Raw genomic sequence first — 13,428 nt, forward strand, 5'->3', positions numbered from 1 at the left:
CCCCGGTCGCCTCCTCCAACGGCCCGCTGTCGTCGGCAACGGCCCACCCCCCTTCCCGTACGACCGCGCCGTGCGGCCCTTCGACGCGGTGGACCCGTACCTCCCAGGGCCCGCGCACCACGCTGGTCGTCTCGATGCGGTGTCCCTCGTCGGTGTCCGGGAGGACGGCGCGGTGCCAGGACGCCGCTTGCCGTCCGCTCGCGCCCAGGGGGTGGATCCGGCCTCGCTGGGACGCCGTCGTGCCGTCGGCCGTGAGGAGCGCGATGTGGTTGTCGGGGCCGATCCCGGGCTCGGCCGGCGGGGTCTCGGGGGCTGCCGCGCTCGCGTACGCGAACTTCGCGTAGTGCGGGCTGTCCTCGGTCTCGGCCGGGGGCGGCGGCAGTCGGTCGCTGCCGTGGTTGACCAGCCGTACGATGCCGTCGGCCGCCGTCGAGTGCAGCAGCCAGCCGGGGGCGGGCAACGCCAGACAGGCGTCGGCCGTGTCCACCGGGCCCGGCTCCTCGGGCGCCGTCCACACGGGATGGTCGGCGGGCAGCAGCAGACCCAGGAACGCCTTGCTCGCCCAGTACGGCGACGCGGGCCCCGAGTACCGCTGGGTCACCGGGAGAAAGGGCCGGTACCAGCCCAGGCTCAACAGCCCCCGCTCATCGGGGACTCCGCGCTCGGCGAAGTGCTTCAGCGCCCCGGAGGCGAGGCGCCTGGTGCGCCCCGGAGGCAACGGGGTGGCGCCGGCGAGCGCTCCGGCCCACAGCGGGGCGGCCGTGGCGAACCGGTATGTCAGGGAGCGGCCCTGGTGGACGGGCGCGCCGTCGGAGCCGAAGAAGTACTGGTGGGCCGTGAGGAACTCGCGCATGCGGGAGCGGTGGACGGCCACCCGGGCGGGGTCCGCGCGGGGTCCGGCGATACGGGCCCACAGGACCGGATACAGGTGCAGGGCGAGGGCGTTGTAGGAGTCGAACTTCCGGCCGTCTCCGTCGGTGTACCAGCCGCCGCCCCGGTACCAGTCCTCGAGCCGGGCGAGGCCGCCGTCGATGTCGGCCCGGCTGTGCGGGGCGTCCACGGAGGCGAGGAACTCCTCCGTGATCACCTGGAAGAGCCGCCAGTTGGAGTCGTTCACCCGGGCCCCGACGAACCCGCCGAGCCAGGCGGCCACCCGCTGGCGTACCCCGTCGTCGAGCCGGTCCCAGATCCATGGGCGGCTCTCGTGCAGGGCGATCGCGATGGACGCGGCCTCGACCATCGGCTGCGCCCGGTCGGTGATGGGCGGCCAGCGGTCGGGGCCCTGCGGGTCGGTGCCCGCGGTGAGCCCGGCCGCATACCGCTCGATGAGGGCCTCGGAGACCCGTCCGCCGGAGCCGGCGATGCGGAAGGCGGCGAGCAGGAAGGAGCGGGCATAGCCCTCCAGGCCGTCCGACCAGTCTCCGGAGTGACTGGCCCGGCCGGGCAGCCGGTAGTGCGCCAACTCCTTTGACGCGTAGGGCAGCAGACCCTCCAGGAGACGGTCGGCGATCGTCTCCCAGTGCGCGCGGGTCCAGCCGGTGACGGGCGAGCCGACGGGGTCGGTGGGTGGCAGATGCGGAAGGTGGGGAAGGTGCGTCGGGTCGGGAAGCGACACATGCGGCGCGGTCATACGGGGGCGGATCCTCCGTCACTTGAGGCAGCTGTCATCCGTCTGCGCGCCCCGGCGGGGGCGGCGAGACGCTGTCGCGTACGACGATGTGGGTGCCGAGCAGATGGTGGGCGCCCGCGGCGTGCTCGGGGTCGCGCAGGGCGATGCGCACCGCGGCCCGGCCGAGTTCCTCGGCGGGGGTGCGCACGGTGGTGAGCGGGGGGCTGAAGTCCTCGGCGAGCGGGATGTCGTTGTAGCCGACGACGGAGATGTCGCCGGGCACCCGCAGCCCGGCGTCGGCGATGGCCCGCAGGGCACCCGCGGCGACCATGTCGTCCCCGGCGAAGACGGCGGTGAACTCCCCCGTGGTCTTGTCCGCGGTCTTGAGGAGTTCGGTCATCGCCCGGTGACCCGCCGCACGCCCGAGGCCGCAGTCGACGACATGCGCGGCCTCGGGCGGCAGTCCGTGCTCGGCGAGCGCGGCGCGGTATCCGGCGACGCGGGCGTCGAGGGCCGTGTTGCCCGGAAGTCCGCCGAGGAAGGCGATGCGGCGGTGGCCCGCCGAGAGCAGATGGCCGGTGATGGCACGGGCCCCGGCCTCGTTGTCGAACTCGACGACCAGGGCCGGGATGTCGGGGTCGGGCGCGGGCCGTCCGCACAGCACGAGCCGCGCTCCCGACGAGTCGAGGGCCTGCGCGTAGTGCGCGACGCGCTCCCGGTAGGCGTCGTCCTCGACGACCCCGCCGACCAGGATCACCAGACCGGCGCCCTCTTCGCGCATGAGCTGCACGAAGTCCATCTCCCGCTGCGGATCCCCGCCGGTGGCACCGACCACGCAGAGCCAGCCGCGCTCGGCCGCCTCCGCCTCGACGCCCTCGGCGACCTGGGCGTAGAAGGGGCTGGTGACCTGGCGCAGCACGACGGCGACCATCTTGCGGCCCGCGCCGACCAGGGCGCGGGCGTGCGCGTTGGCGACGTAGTCGAGCGCTCGTGCCGCGTTCAGCACCCGGGTTCGGGTGGCCGGCGGGACCGGGTAGTTGCCGCTGAGCACACGCGAGACCGTGGCCACGGACACGCCCGCCCGCTCCGCCACCTCGCGGATCGTGACCCGCCCCTTTGCCGCCATGTCGTTCCCCGTTTCTCTTTGCCCGTGGCCTGTGGGTCCCTGCCGCCTCAGGTGTTGGCGGCGTAGTCCTTGGCGTATTCCTCGGCCATTCTGTCGCCGCCGCCGGAGCGCCATTTCTTGACGGCGGCGTCGTATTCCGACATCGGCGACCGTCCGGCGATCACGGCGGTGATCGTGTCCTCCATCAAGGCCTTGAGGGTGGTGCCCTGGCTGGTGTCCGTGCGGGACTGCAGCCCGTACGAAGCATCGCGGATGGCGTGCGGTACCACCTTCTGCTGCCAGGCGTGCAGGGCGCGTACGGCCTCGGGCCTGCCCGGCACGAACAGGACCTGCGGGCCTTCGGCGAGGTACTTCCACGGCAGGTTGCTGTTGTTCTCGATCTCACCCAGCTTGGTGGCGCCCGGCGAACCGTCCTTGGCACGCGTGAAGTGGGTGCCCTCAAGGCCGTAGTGGACGAGCTCCCACTCCTTGCTGCCGAAGGGCGCGGCCAGGTAGTCCAGGATGCGCAGCAGCAGCTCGATGCGCTCCTTCTTCGCCTTCTTCAGGATGGTGTAGCCGAAGGAGCGCCGGGCCGCGACGATCCCGCCGGGCGTGCCGTCCACGCTGTACGGGAGGGCGGCGGCCGGGGTCAACAGGCCCTCGGAGTCGAGGTACTTGGGCAGGTAGCCGCCGAATCCGTCCTGCAGCGAGCCGACAGTCCCGTTGAGGAAGAGGGTGTTGAGGTCGGGCTGCGAGATCGAGGTCGCGTCCGGGTGGTAGCAGCCGTTCTTGCGCAGCTGTGCCTGGTAGGCGACGGCCGCCTTGTAGCGCTCGTCCGGGAAGTTGGCGTGGAAGGTGCCGTTCTTGTCCACCGCCCAGCCGTGCGGGGCCTTGTGGGCCGCGGCGTGCACGGCGTTGCCGAAGTTCGAGCCGGTCGCGGCGCCGAGCGCGTACTTCTTGCCGCTCGTGCCCCGCTTGGCGACGGCGGCGAAGTCCTGCGAGGTCCAGCCCTCCTTCATCCCGGCATCCGTGAAGAATTCCTGGTTCACCCAGAGCGTGGAACCGGGTACCGGGCGCTCCAGCGGGACGCCGTAGATGCGGCCGCCGATGCGGCCCATGTCCCGCCAGGCGTGCGTGGGGATGCCCGCGAGGTTCGGGTAGTCCTCGATCGCGTCACCGGACAGGAACGGGGTGAGATCCTCGGCCCTGCGCTGCACGAACTGGGCCTCGCGGGGCAGCTCGAAGCCGGAGAAGACGTTGAGGATGTCGGGGAGTTCGCCGGGGTCGCCGGCCATCACCGTGGCCATCTTCTTCTGGTAGTCGGTCTGGGGGATCACCGTGTACTCGATCTTCACGCCGAGCGCCTTCTCCACGGCGGCCCAGAACTTGTTGGCCGAGGCCGGCTTGGGCGGCGTACCGAAGGTCACGGACATGACCTTGATGGTGGAGCCGTCCCCCGGGGTGCGCTTGACCGAGGTGACCAGGTCGGAGGGGTAGGAGGTGTAGCCGGGCTGCACGCCCGCGTCGGTGGGGGCGAGGTCCGGCTTCGGCCCGGCGGCCGCCCGGTAGGCGGGCCAGGGGGCGAGCTTCTTGCCCGCGCTGGAGACGTCGCCGTCGTCCGAACCGGTCGAGCACGCGGTCAGCAGACCTGGGACGGAGACTGCGGCGCCCCCCGCGGCCATGGAACGCAACAGGGTGCGTCGGGACATGCTGGGCATGGGCGAGTGACCTTTCTGAGTGCGGCTCTTGATGGGGCGTCAGCTATTGACGCGTGTGTCAGCTCGTGTCAGCTCTTGATGGCGCCGGTGAGCACGCCCTTCGTGAAGTACTTCTGCAGGAAGGGGTAGACGAGCAGGATCGGTACGGTGGCAAGGACGAGGACCGCCATCTGCACGGTCTGCGGAGCGTTGACGGTGGCCTCGCCGGTGGTCGTGTCGGTGAGGCCCGAGCCGGCGATCACATAGGTGCGCAGCACCTGCTGGAGCGGCCAGTGGTCGCTCTCCAGGTAGAGAGAGGCGAAGAACCAGGAGTTCCAGTACGCCACCGCGTAGAACAGGCCGACCACGGCGAGTGCGGCCTTCGACAGCGGAAGCACGACCGACCACAGAACGCGCCAGTCACCCGCGCCGTCCAGGCGAGCCGCTTCGTACAACTCCTCGGGGATGCCCTGGAAGAAGCCACGCAGGACGACCAGGTTGAAGACGTTCACCAGCACCGGCAGGATGAGCGAGGAGTACGAGTCGAGCAGGCCGAGTTCCTTGACCACCAGGAAGCTGGGGATCATGCCAGGCGGGAAGAGGAACGTGAACAGCACCAGCAGCAGGACGGGTTTGCCACCGAAGACGCCGGGGCGGGACAGGGCATAGGCGAGGGTCACCGTGCAGGCGAGGCTCAGCAGGGTGCCGACTACGGTCACTCCCGCGCTCACGCCGAGAGCATGGGTGACGATGCCGCCTTCGAGGATGTCCTGGTACGCCTTGAGGGTCGGGTCCTGCGGCCACAGCACCCATCCGCCGTTGGCGACCACCTCGCGCTGAGAGGCCAGCGAGGTCGACAGGATCACCAGGAACGGCACGCAGACCAGCAGGACGACCACGATGAGGGCCACCGCCTTGGCGGCCTGGGTGGCGGGCTTCGGCTTCTCCATCCAGCCGGGCCGGACGTGGGCGCTCACTTGTAGACCCCCTGTTCGCCGAGGCGGTGGGCGACCTTGTTGGCCGCGTAGACGAGCACGGCTCCGATGACGCCCTTGAACAGGCCCGCCGCCGCGGCGAACCCGTAGTCGCCGCCGATGATGCCCCGGTAGTAGACGAAGGTGTCGATGATCTCGGCGGCCTGCGGGCCGACCGCGTCGCGCTGGAGGAGCATCTGCTCGAAGCCGACGGAGAGGATGTCGCCGAGCCGCATGATGAGCAGCAGGACGATCACCGGGCGGATCGCGGGCAGGGTGACGTGCCAGAAGCGCCGCCAGGGTCCCGCGCCGTCGATGGCGGCGGCCTCGTACTGCTGCTCGTCGACCTGGGACAGCGCGGCGAGGAAGATGATCGTGCCCCAGCCTGCGTCCTTCCAGATGACCTGGGCGACGGTGAGCGGTTTGAAGGCGTCGGGGTTGCCGATGATGTCGACGGTGCTCAGCCCGGCGTCGCCGAGATAGCTGTTCACCAGGCCGGTGTCGCCGAGGACCTGCTGGAACAGGGCGACGACGATCACCCATGAGATGAAGTGCGGCAGATACGCCACCGACTGCACGAACCGCCGGACGGTGCTCCAGGTGAGGCTGTGCAGGAGCAGGGCGAGCGCCAGAGGGACCGGGAAGTAGAAGACGATCTGCAGAACCGCGATCCAGAGCGTGTTGAGGACCGCGTCCCAGAACTCGGTGTCCTGGAACATCCGCTGGAAGTTGTCCAGGCCGACCCATGGACTGCCCCAGATGCCGTCGAAGGGCACGTAGTCCTTGAACGCGATGACGTTGCCCACCAGCGCGCCGTAGTGGAACACCAGGAAGTAGCCGAGCCCGGGCAGCATCAGCAGGAACAACGTCCGGCTTCTACGGCTGTGAAAACCTTTTCGCTTCGTACGCGCATCAGGCGGACGGCGGCGAGAAGGGCTCACCGCCTCCCTGCCTGTACGCTCCCGCAACACCGCGGCCACGGAGCCTCCTCACTCTGGCTGTCGGGGTGCCGAGAAATTAAAACGTTTCCAACGCGGCGTCAACACTTCTGACATCAACGGGTGGTCGCCCGTGGTGCGGCTTGCGCTCCGACCTGCGTCGATGCCTGAAAACGTTTTAGGTGCGATGCTGGAGATGCGCATGGATGTACGCGTGGAGGGCCGCCGAGCCCCGCAGCCGGCGCAGACTCCGGCGGTTCAACTCGGCCTCACGTCTGGCGAGTTCGGCGCGAACGCGCTCAGGGCTGCCCGTGATCCGCAGCTCGGCGAGGACTGCCTCGATCGTGGCGAAGGGAACGTTGCCGCCCCTCAGGAGCGCGACGACCTGCGCCATCCGCACCTCGGACGCGGAGTAGAGCCGGTACCCGGTGGCCTTCTCGCGCGTGGGCCGCAACAGGCCGCGCGCTTCCCACAGCCGCAGGACGGGTGTCTGTACGCCGACGACGTCGGCCACCTCGCCGATACGCAGACCGCCGCGCTCAGTGGGCGCGGCCTCGTCCGCGAGCAGCGTGTCCACGGCGTCGAGGACTTCGGCGAGCCGGGTCCGTTCCCGGTGGAGTTCGGCATGGCTCTCGTCGAGGACGGCGAGCGCGGTGTCCAGTGCTCCGTCGTGCAGGGCGCGCATGATCGCGCCGGTGGTCGGCCAGCCGTGGCCGGCGGCCAGCTCGCGGGCCGCGCCCAGCGCCTCGGCGTGTGCGGTCGTGAAGACGCGATAGCCGCTGTCCGTGCGCTCGACGGGCGGCAGGATGCCCGACTCCACGTAGTTGCGGATCTGCTGCGTCGAAAGGCCCGCGGCACGCGCGAGATCGACGGCCCGCAGTCGGTCGCCCACCGTGACTCCCTGCCTCGATTTGAGGGTTTCAGGGTATGTGAGGGCGCTGAGGTGGCCCGCATCGCGCTCAAGTCTCAAAAAGCACTTCAATGAAACGATTGAAGGAGCAGCACAGCGAGTTGCACACGACAGGGAAGGGGAGGACGCCGACGTGAAGTTCGTGCTCGAGGTCGACATGGGGGACACCGGCTGGGACGGGAACGCCGTCAAGGAGCTGGGGCGGATCCTGCGGTACTGGGGCGGGAATCTCCAGCACTACGAGCTGAAGCCGGGCGACGGTTCGGTCATCTACGACTCCGAGTACCGCGAGGTCGGAGGGTGGAGCATCACCGGGGCCGAGTGAGCGGGAGGTGCGGGGGCCCGCTGATATCAGGGGTCGGCTGATGCCGGGGGGGCAGCTGATGCCGGGGGTCGGCGGGACGGCCCCACTTCCGTCGCCGCCGACCCCCGGTGCGAGATCGCGTGGCACCCGCGACAGGGCCCGCACTCCCCAACTACAGACCCTGGTCGAGGTTCACGGGCGTCGCGCGACCCCGGTCCTCAGAACGCGAAGACGGTCATCCCGTAGGAGTTCTTCACGCACTCGTTCGGGAAGGTGCGCTCGTACGAGACACGCCGGCCCTGCCAGACGCCATCGACCGTGACGACCACGGGGCGGTACTCACGGGTGCACATGCCCTTGCCTCTGCCGGCCAGCGAATCGAAGTCCCCGCCGGACATGCGCAGTTCGGCACAGGCCTGCGCCGCGGCCGGGTGCGTACCCGAGGCAGTCGGCGCACAGGTCAGGGTGACCGCGCGTTCGGGAGCGGCGGTGGTCGCCCTCTCGCCGTGGCCCACGGTGAGCACGAGGGCCGAGGGGGCGTGGAGCGAGGACGAGGACGGGGACGGGGACGGGGCAGGCTCGGGGGCGGCGAGGGCGGCTCCGGTGAGGGGTCCACAGACGGCGGTGGCCGTCAGGGTGAGGGTCGCTGCCCAGCGTGCGGTGTTCGGCATTGTGTGCATCCTTCCGCTTGGGTGACGTTCCGGAACGTTTGCGTTCCGGAACGTTCGGGGCCGGGTCCTGTGTGCCGGACCGGCGAGCGCGAGTCTGCCGAGTCCGCGGCGGAAACTCACGTCGGCCCCACGTGTTTCAGTAACGTTGTGTGTTGAATCAGTGGCGTGAAGTAACGGAATTTGAGCACACCCATGCCGTAACTGAGCGGGCGCCGCTCCGCGCAAGGGGCGGCCTGGCCGGATATGCACCGCTCAGCAATAGGCCTGAAACATTCCGCTACGAGCTGACGCGGATCCCTTGTGATCGACGCACGAGGGAGTAACTTTCATTACATGATTACATCGGAGCAGCACGAGAAACTGCGCGGCTGGTTCGCCGGCCGTCTGCCCGACGCTCTCTTCGAAAGCCTCAGTGAAGTGACGGTCGACCGCGAGGAGATCACCGTCATCGGCCGCATAGCCGAGCCCCGGCTCACCGAGGGCGCCTCGGCCGCCGAGAAGGAGGCTGCCGTCCAGTCCCGTATCCAGGAGTTCCGGGAGCGCACCCGTGACGACCGGGTCGCGGTGGCCCGCGAGGCCGAGCACCGCTTCCGCAAGAAGGTCTCGTGGGGCGTGGAGTGCGGGGGCGAGCGCGCGCTCTTCACGCATGTCGCCGCGCCCGTCATGACCCGGCTGCGGCAACCCCAGCGGCAGGTGCTGGACACCCTGATCGCCGCCGGTGTCGCCCGCAGCCGCAGCGATGCGCTCGCCTGGTGCGTACGCCTCGTCGAACGCCACACGGACGACTGGCTCGCGGAGCTCCGGGACTCCCTGGAACACGTCCAGCGGGTTCGCGCACAGGGACCCGACGCCCCGGCTCAGGAGACGGAACCGGAGGACACGCCGCGCGACGAACCGACCGACGAGTGACCGGAGTTGACCGCGCTTGCGCTCACCGTGGCCCGCATGCGCACTTCCGGCGGAGCGCTCAGCCGGTGTCGCTCACGGGTTCCGCGATCGACAGGGACTCGGGGCTCGCCGTGGAGGTGGCATCGGTCCGCCACCGCTGCTCGTCGGACCTGTCGCGGACCTTGACGACCACGTCCGCGTTCGGGTCCTTGGACGCAGGCGTGACCGCGAGGCCTTCGCGCCAGCGCGGCAGCAACTCCCCCCGCACCGTGAGGTCGTAGCGCACGTCGTCGCCCCGCTTGGAGTCGGCGTCCGCACATCCGCCCAGGACGACCACGCCGGCGTCCACGTGGGAGTCGAGGCACAGGTCGGGGTTCGCGACACTGCGCAGCAGTCCGTCCTCCTCGTAGGACCACTGCTGGGTCTGGACGGAGGAGCACACCGCCAGCTTGCCCGCGGCACCGGACTTCGCCTTGCCGTCCTTGATGTCGAGACAGAGATCCGCGGCAAGATTGCGCAGCCGGGTCTGCACGGGAGGCGTGGCGACTCCGGGAGGCGGGGACGTCGACCCGGCCGGCGGGGCCTGAGGGCCGGGGCTCGCGCTCTGTCCGGGGCCGGTGGTGCCGGAGGCGGAGGGGTCGCCGGCGCCGTCGTCCTGGGACCAGAGGGTGGTGATCAGGACGGTCGCCAGCAGTGCCCCGGAAACCACTCCCGCTCCGGTGAGCAGGGCCTTCGAGTTCATCCTGCCCTGCGGGGACCGTCGGCTCCCGGTGGGGAACTGGGGCAGCAGGCGTTGGCGATGGCGGCCGCCGCCCTGCCGCCTGCCGCCGGAACGGCCCGACCGCGCCACGGACTGGCCCCGGCCCGGACGTGAGTCGAGATAGCGGCGGGCACCCCAGCCGAGCACCGATTCGGCGAGCAGCACACCAAGACCGCTCTGGCCGCCCTCGAAATGGCTGAGCTGCTCGGCCGCGTAACGGCAGAAGCGGCACTCCAGCAGATGCTGCTGGACATCGGGAAGCAAGGCGCCGCCGCGCCGAATCGGGACGTCCAGGAGACGGTTGTAGTAGCGACAATCCTTGTTCGGTGCGAGTTCACGATGGGCCCGTACGCAGCCCTCGCGGAATTGCTCACGCGCCTGGTCAAGGGCAGCCGAGGCGATACCGACATCCATTCCCAACAGACCGGCGGGTACGGATATGTGCTCGGCCTCGACCTCGGTGTGCCACAGCACGCACTGGGCGAGTCCCGGGAGAGCCTGGAAAGAGCGTTCGGCGAGCTTGCGATTTTCCGGCGTCATCGACTTCGTGGCGCGCATGCCACGGCCTCCGGCGGGTTTCCGGAGTTCCGGCAGAACGCCGGATATATGGTCCGCGGCGGACCATGTCGTGACCGTGTCCCGTACGGTCACGAGGAGTTGGGGACGCAGCGCGGCAGCGGACCCGGCGCGCCTGAGGCGGTCGAGGACCTGCTGGAAGGCGGCAGCGGTCACCATCGAGGAGACATCCGTCGAGGTGGCGAGGCAGATGACCGCGTAGTCGTGCGCCGGCTGCCAGTGCCGCGCCATCAACAGCGCGATCGAGTGGGTGAGTTCGCCCTCCGGCTGCGCCCGCAGGAGGGCGGCGAGGCTCTCGTCCGACACCCCGGAAGCGGCTCCGGGGCCGGGGGCATAGGTGGGACGAGGTGGGTGGGGGGTGTGCACTGAGCGGGGTCCTTCCAAGGCACAAGATGGCACACAGAAGTTATGGCCGCCGAAAAGGTGCTCCTGATTGGTGCATACCTTTCTGGCTTGGCGCCTGGAAAGCAGCCGGACGGTGACCGGTCGTGCCGTCGGCCGACAGCCTTTTGAGCAAAATCGGCAGAACTAAAACCCGGACATCGAATCAGACCCGGCCATTAACCATGCGCGAGGAAGTTCACCCTTGCACAAATCTCTCACACCCAACAAGCCACTTGGGCGACTTCAGCAACATCCGAGGTCTGAAGGAAAGTCAAGGCTGGTCAGGCCAAGTGGCCACGCTCGCACCGATTTTCGAGAATGCCGAGAGGTCTTCAGATCTGCCAGGAGCGCAGGCGGTCGGCCGCCCCGAAGACGTCCGCCTTTCCGGACATCAGGTCACGCGCGAGGTCCACGAGAGCCCCGTAGGGCGGGTCGATTCCGACACCGCTGACGAACATGTACGAGACCGCCGTCGCGCAGGCGAAGCGGGCGTTGGCGGACGGCAGGGGCTTGAGCATGGCCAGGGTGTGCAGCAGCGCGGCGGCGCGCCAGGCCGGGTCCGAGTCCACGCCGAGCCGGGGCGGATCCACGCGGTGCCTGGCCACCGCGGCCACGAGTGCGGAGAAGTCGTTCACCGTGGGCTGGTCGGGCAGCACCTCTTCGTGGCGCTGGAGCAGCCACGGAACGTCGATATGAATGACGGGGGCCATGGGTCAGGCGGCCCGCCCCTCGCCCTTGGTGGGTGGTTCGTCGTCGGGGAAGGCCGCGGCGAACTCGTCGGCGTGCGCCGCGAAGAACCGGCGGAAAACGTCCGCGCCTTCCTGCAGTGCGCGGTGCCGCACGATGTCGGCCGCCGCCGCTTCGCGTACCAGGGCCTTCATCGACGTACCGCGCTCCTTGGCGATCTGCCGCAGATCCTCGAGCTCGCGCTCGCTGAATTCCACGTTGAGAGCTGGCATACCCTCACGGTACCGCGCGGGTACTTACTCGTAAATAGCCGCAGGTCAAGTACGGTGCTCGGCGGTACCTGGCGGGTGGGAGCGCGATGTCCGATTCCCGCCGGTGATACGGCGCTCGCGGCACCAGACTCGTACGTGCCGAAAGAACGTGCCGAAAGATACGTGTTGAGGGAAAGGAATGGATCCATGCCGACGTACACGACCATCCACAGCCCATTGGGCGAGCTGCTCCTCGTGGGCGAGGAGTCGGCCACGGCACCGGGCGGCATCGCTCTCGCCTCGCTGTCCGTCCCGGGACAGAAGAACGCCCCGGTCGTCGGGAAGGACTGGCGGCGCGACGATGCCGCGTTCGGCGAGGCGGCCCGCCAGTTGTCCACATACTTTGCGGGGCAACTCCACGCGTTCGAGCTGGAGTTCGCCGACACCGGGACCGAGTTCCAGCGGCGGGTCTGGCGGGCGCTCGAGGACATTCCCTACGGCGCCACGACCACGTACGGCGCGCTCGCCGAGCGGCTCGGCGCGCCGAGGGCCGAGGTCCGTGCGCTGGGCGCGGCGATCGGGGCCAATCCCCTGCTCGTCGTACGCCCCTGCCATCGCGTGATCGGCGCGGACGGCTCGATGCGCGGGTACGCGGGCGGCGTCGAGCGCAAGGTACAGCTGCTGACGCTCGAGGGCGCGCTGCAGCCGATGCTGGCCTGACCCACAAGCCACTGACCCACAAGTCACTGACCTATGAATCCCTGACCTATAAGTCGCTGACCCAGCCCTGATCACCACGGAGGGACGCTGATGACCCCCACCCCGGCTCAGGCCCGCCGCCGCGTGGACGCCGCCGACTGGCCTGCCCTGACCGAGGAGCTGGACGCGTTCGGCTGCGCGCTCACTCCCCCGTTGCTGACGCCCGCCGAGTGCCGTGAGCTGGCCGCGCTGTACGAGAAGCCGGAGCTGTTCCGCACGACCGTCGACATGGCCCGGCACCGCTTCGGCTCCGGCGAGTACCGGTACTTCACCCACCAACTGCCTCCGCCCGTGGCCGCGTTGCGCGCTGCCCTCTACCCGCGGCTGCTGGCGGTCGCCCGCGACTGGGCCGACCGCCTCGGCCGCCCGGCGCCCTGGCCGGACACCCTGGAGGAGTGGCTGTCCCTGTGCCACGAGGCGGGACAGGACCGCTCGGCGCAGATCCTGCTGCGCTACGGGAAGGGCGACTGGAACGCCCTGCACCGCGACGTCTTCGGCGACATGCTCTTCCCGCTCCAGGTCGTCATCGGCCTGGACGAGTACGGCAGCGACTACACGGGCGGCGAGTTCCTGCTCGTCGAGCAGCGCCCGCGCGCCCAGTCCCGGGGCACGTCGACCGTGCTGCGGCAGGGGCACGGCCTGATCTTCACGACACGTGACCGGCCCGTACGTACGAAGCGCGGCTGGTCCGCGGGCGCCATGCGGCACGGCGTGAGCACCGTCCGCTCGGGCCGTCGGCACGCGCTGGGCCTGGTCTTCCACGACGCTTCCTGACGGCTCGCGGCAACGGCGACACGGTCCGCCCGACACGTACGACACATACGCCGCTGAGACGTACGTCACATTGCCCTGCCGGATGTCACATTCCGGACCCCCGGAGCCCTCGAAGTAGTGAGGCGCGCTACGGGAGGCACA

14 protein-coding genes are annotated in these 13,428 nt (G+C 69.8%); 4 read left to right on the forward strand and 10 right to left on the reverse strand.

What is annotated here, in order from left to right; genetic code table 11:
- From G5C60_RS03615 to G5C60_RS03640, 6 genes are all read right to left on the reverse strand, one after another.
- Positions 1 to 1,630, reverse strand: a 1,630-nt coding sequence (locus G5C60_RS03615; RefSeq protein ID WP_165254697.1) for a DUF2264 domain-containing protein, incomplete at its 3' end; no start/stop codon positions are given.
- A 34-nt stretch (positions 1,631 to 1,664) separates the two neighbouring features.
- The gene (locus G5C60_RS03620) at positions 1,665 to 2,735 is read right to left on the reverse strand and encodes a LacI family DNA-binding transcriptional regulator (RefSeq protein WP_165254698.1); all 1,071 of its coding nucleotides are present in this window, start codon (positions 2,733 to 2,735) and stop codon (positions 1,665 to 1,667) included.
- 47 nt (positions 2,736 to 2,782) lie between these two features.
- Complete coding sequence (locus G5C60_RS03625) at positions 2,783 to 4,432, reverse strand: type 2 periplasmic-binding domain-containing protein (protein ID WP_165254699.1); 1,650 nt, start codon at positions 4,430 to 4,432, stop codon at positions 2,783 to 2,785.
- A gap of 68 nt (positions 4,433 to 4,500) precedes the next feature.
- Positions 4,501 to 5,388, reverse strand: coding sequence for an ABC transporter permease subunit (locus tag G5C60_RS03630; protein WP_165254700.1), 888 nt, complete (start codon positions 5,386 to 5,388; stop codon positions 4,501 to 4,503).
- On the reverse strand, positions 5,385 to 6,239 hold the full coding sequence (locus tag G5C60_RS03635) for an ABC transporter permease (RefSeq protein ID WP_165254790.1): 855 nt from the start codon (positions 6,237 to 6,239) through the stop codon (positions 5,385 to 5,387). The genes G5C60_RS03630 and G5C60_RS03635 overlap by 4 nt, the downstream gene beginning before the upstream one ends.
- A 262-nt stretch (positions 6,240 to 6,501) precedes the next feature.
- A complete protein-coding gene (locus G5C60_RS03640; protein ID WP_165254701.1) occupies positions 6,502 to 7,215 on the reverse strand; it encodes a MerR family transcriptional regulator in 714 nt (237 codons plus the stop codon).
- 151 nt (positions 7,216 to 7,366) lie between these two features.
- On the opposite strand from G5C60_RS03640, the gene G5C60_RS03645 reads away from it, so the two are divergent.
- Positions 7,367 to 7,558, forward strand: coding sequence for a hypothetical protein (locus G5C60_RS03645; RefSeq protein ID WP_165254702.1), 192 nt, complete (start codon positions 7,367 to 7,369; stop codon positions 7,556 to 7,558).
- A gap of 197 nt (positions 7,559 to 7,755) precedes the next feature.
- On the opposite strand, the gene G5C60_RS03650 is transcribed toward G5C60_RS03645, so the two are convergent.
- A complete protein-coding gene (locus G5C60_RS03650; RefSeq protein ID WP_165254703.1) occupies positions 7,756 to 8,208 on the reverse strand; it encodes a protease inhibitor in 453 nt (150 codons plus the stop codon).
- 333 nt (positions 8,209 to 8,541) lie between these two features.
- On the opposite strand from G5C60_RS03650, the gene G5C60_RS03655 reads away from it, so the two are divergent.
- Entirely contained in the window at positions 8,542 to 9,117 is a 576-nt protein-coding gene (locus G5C60_RS03655; RefSeq protein WP_165254704.1) for a hypothetical protein, read from the forward strand.
- A 58-nt stretch (positions 9,118 to 9,175) separates the two neighbouring features.
- On the opposite strand, the gene G5C60_RS03660 is transcribed toward G5C60_RS03655, so the two are convergent.
- From G5C60_RS03660 to G5C60_RS03670, 3 genes are all read right to left on the reverse strand, one after another.
- A complete protein-coding gene (locus G5C60_RS03660; RefSeq protein WP_165254705.1) occupies positions 9,176 to 10,798 on the reverse strand; it encodes a ricin-type beta-trefoil lectin domain protein in 1,623 nt (540 codons plus the stop codon).
- 350 nt (positions 10,799 to 11,148) lie between these two features.
- Positions 11,149 to 11,526, reverse strand: a complete 378-nt coding sequence (locus G5C60_RS03665) for a toxin Doc (protein WP_165254706.1) — start codon at positions 11,524 to 11,526, stop codon at positions 11,149 to 11,151.
- Positions 11,527 to 11,529: 3 nt separating this feature from the next.
- Entirely contained in the window at positions 11,530 to 11,775 is a 246-nt protein-coding gene (locus tag G5C60_RS03670; RefSeq protein WP_055617648.1) for a hypothetical protein, read from the reverse strand.
- A 186-nt stretch (positions 11,776 to 11,961) separates the two neighbouring features.
- Between G5C60_RS03670 and G5C60_RS03675 the strand changes: the two genes are divergently transcribed.
- Together G5C60_RS03675 and G5C60_RS03680 are read left to right on the forward strand one after the other, a co-directional pair.
- Complete coding sequence (locus G5C60_RS03675) at positions 11,962 to 12,474, forward strand: methylated-DNA--[protein]-cysteine S-methyltransferase (protein ID WP_165254707.1); 513 nt, start codon at positions 11,962 to 11,964, stop codon at positions 12,472 to 12,474.
- Between the two features lie 90 nt (positions 12,475 to 12,564).
- The gene (locus tag G5C60_RS03680) at positions 12,565 to 13,287 is read left to right on the forward strand and encodes a 2OG-Fe(II) oxygenase (protein WP_165254708.1); all 723 of its coding nucleotides are present in this window, start codon (positions 12,565 to 12,567) and stop codon (positions 13,285 to 13,287) included.
- The last annotated feature ends 141 nt before the right edge of the window (positions 13,288 to 13,428 follow it).

The organism is Streptomyces scabichelini (assembly GCF_011045015.1).
In the GTDB taxonomy this organism is placed as follows: Bacteria; Actinomycetota; Actinomycetes; order Streptomycetales; family Streptomycetaceae; genus Streptomyces; species Streptomyces scabichelini.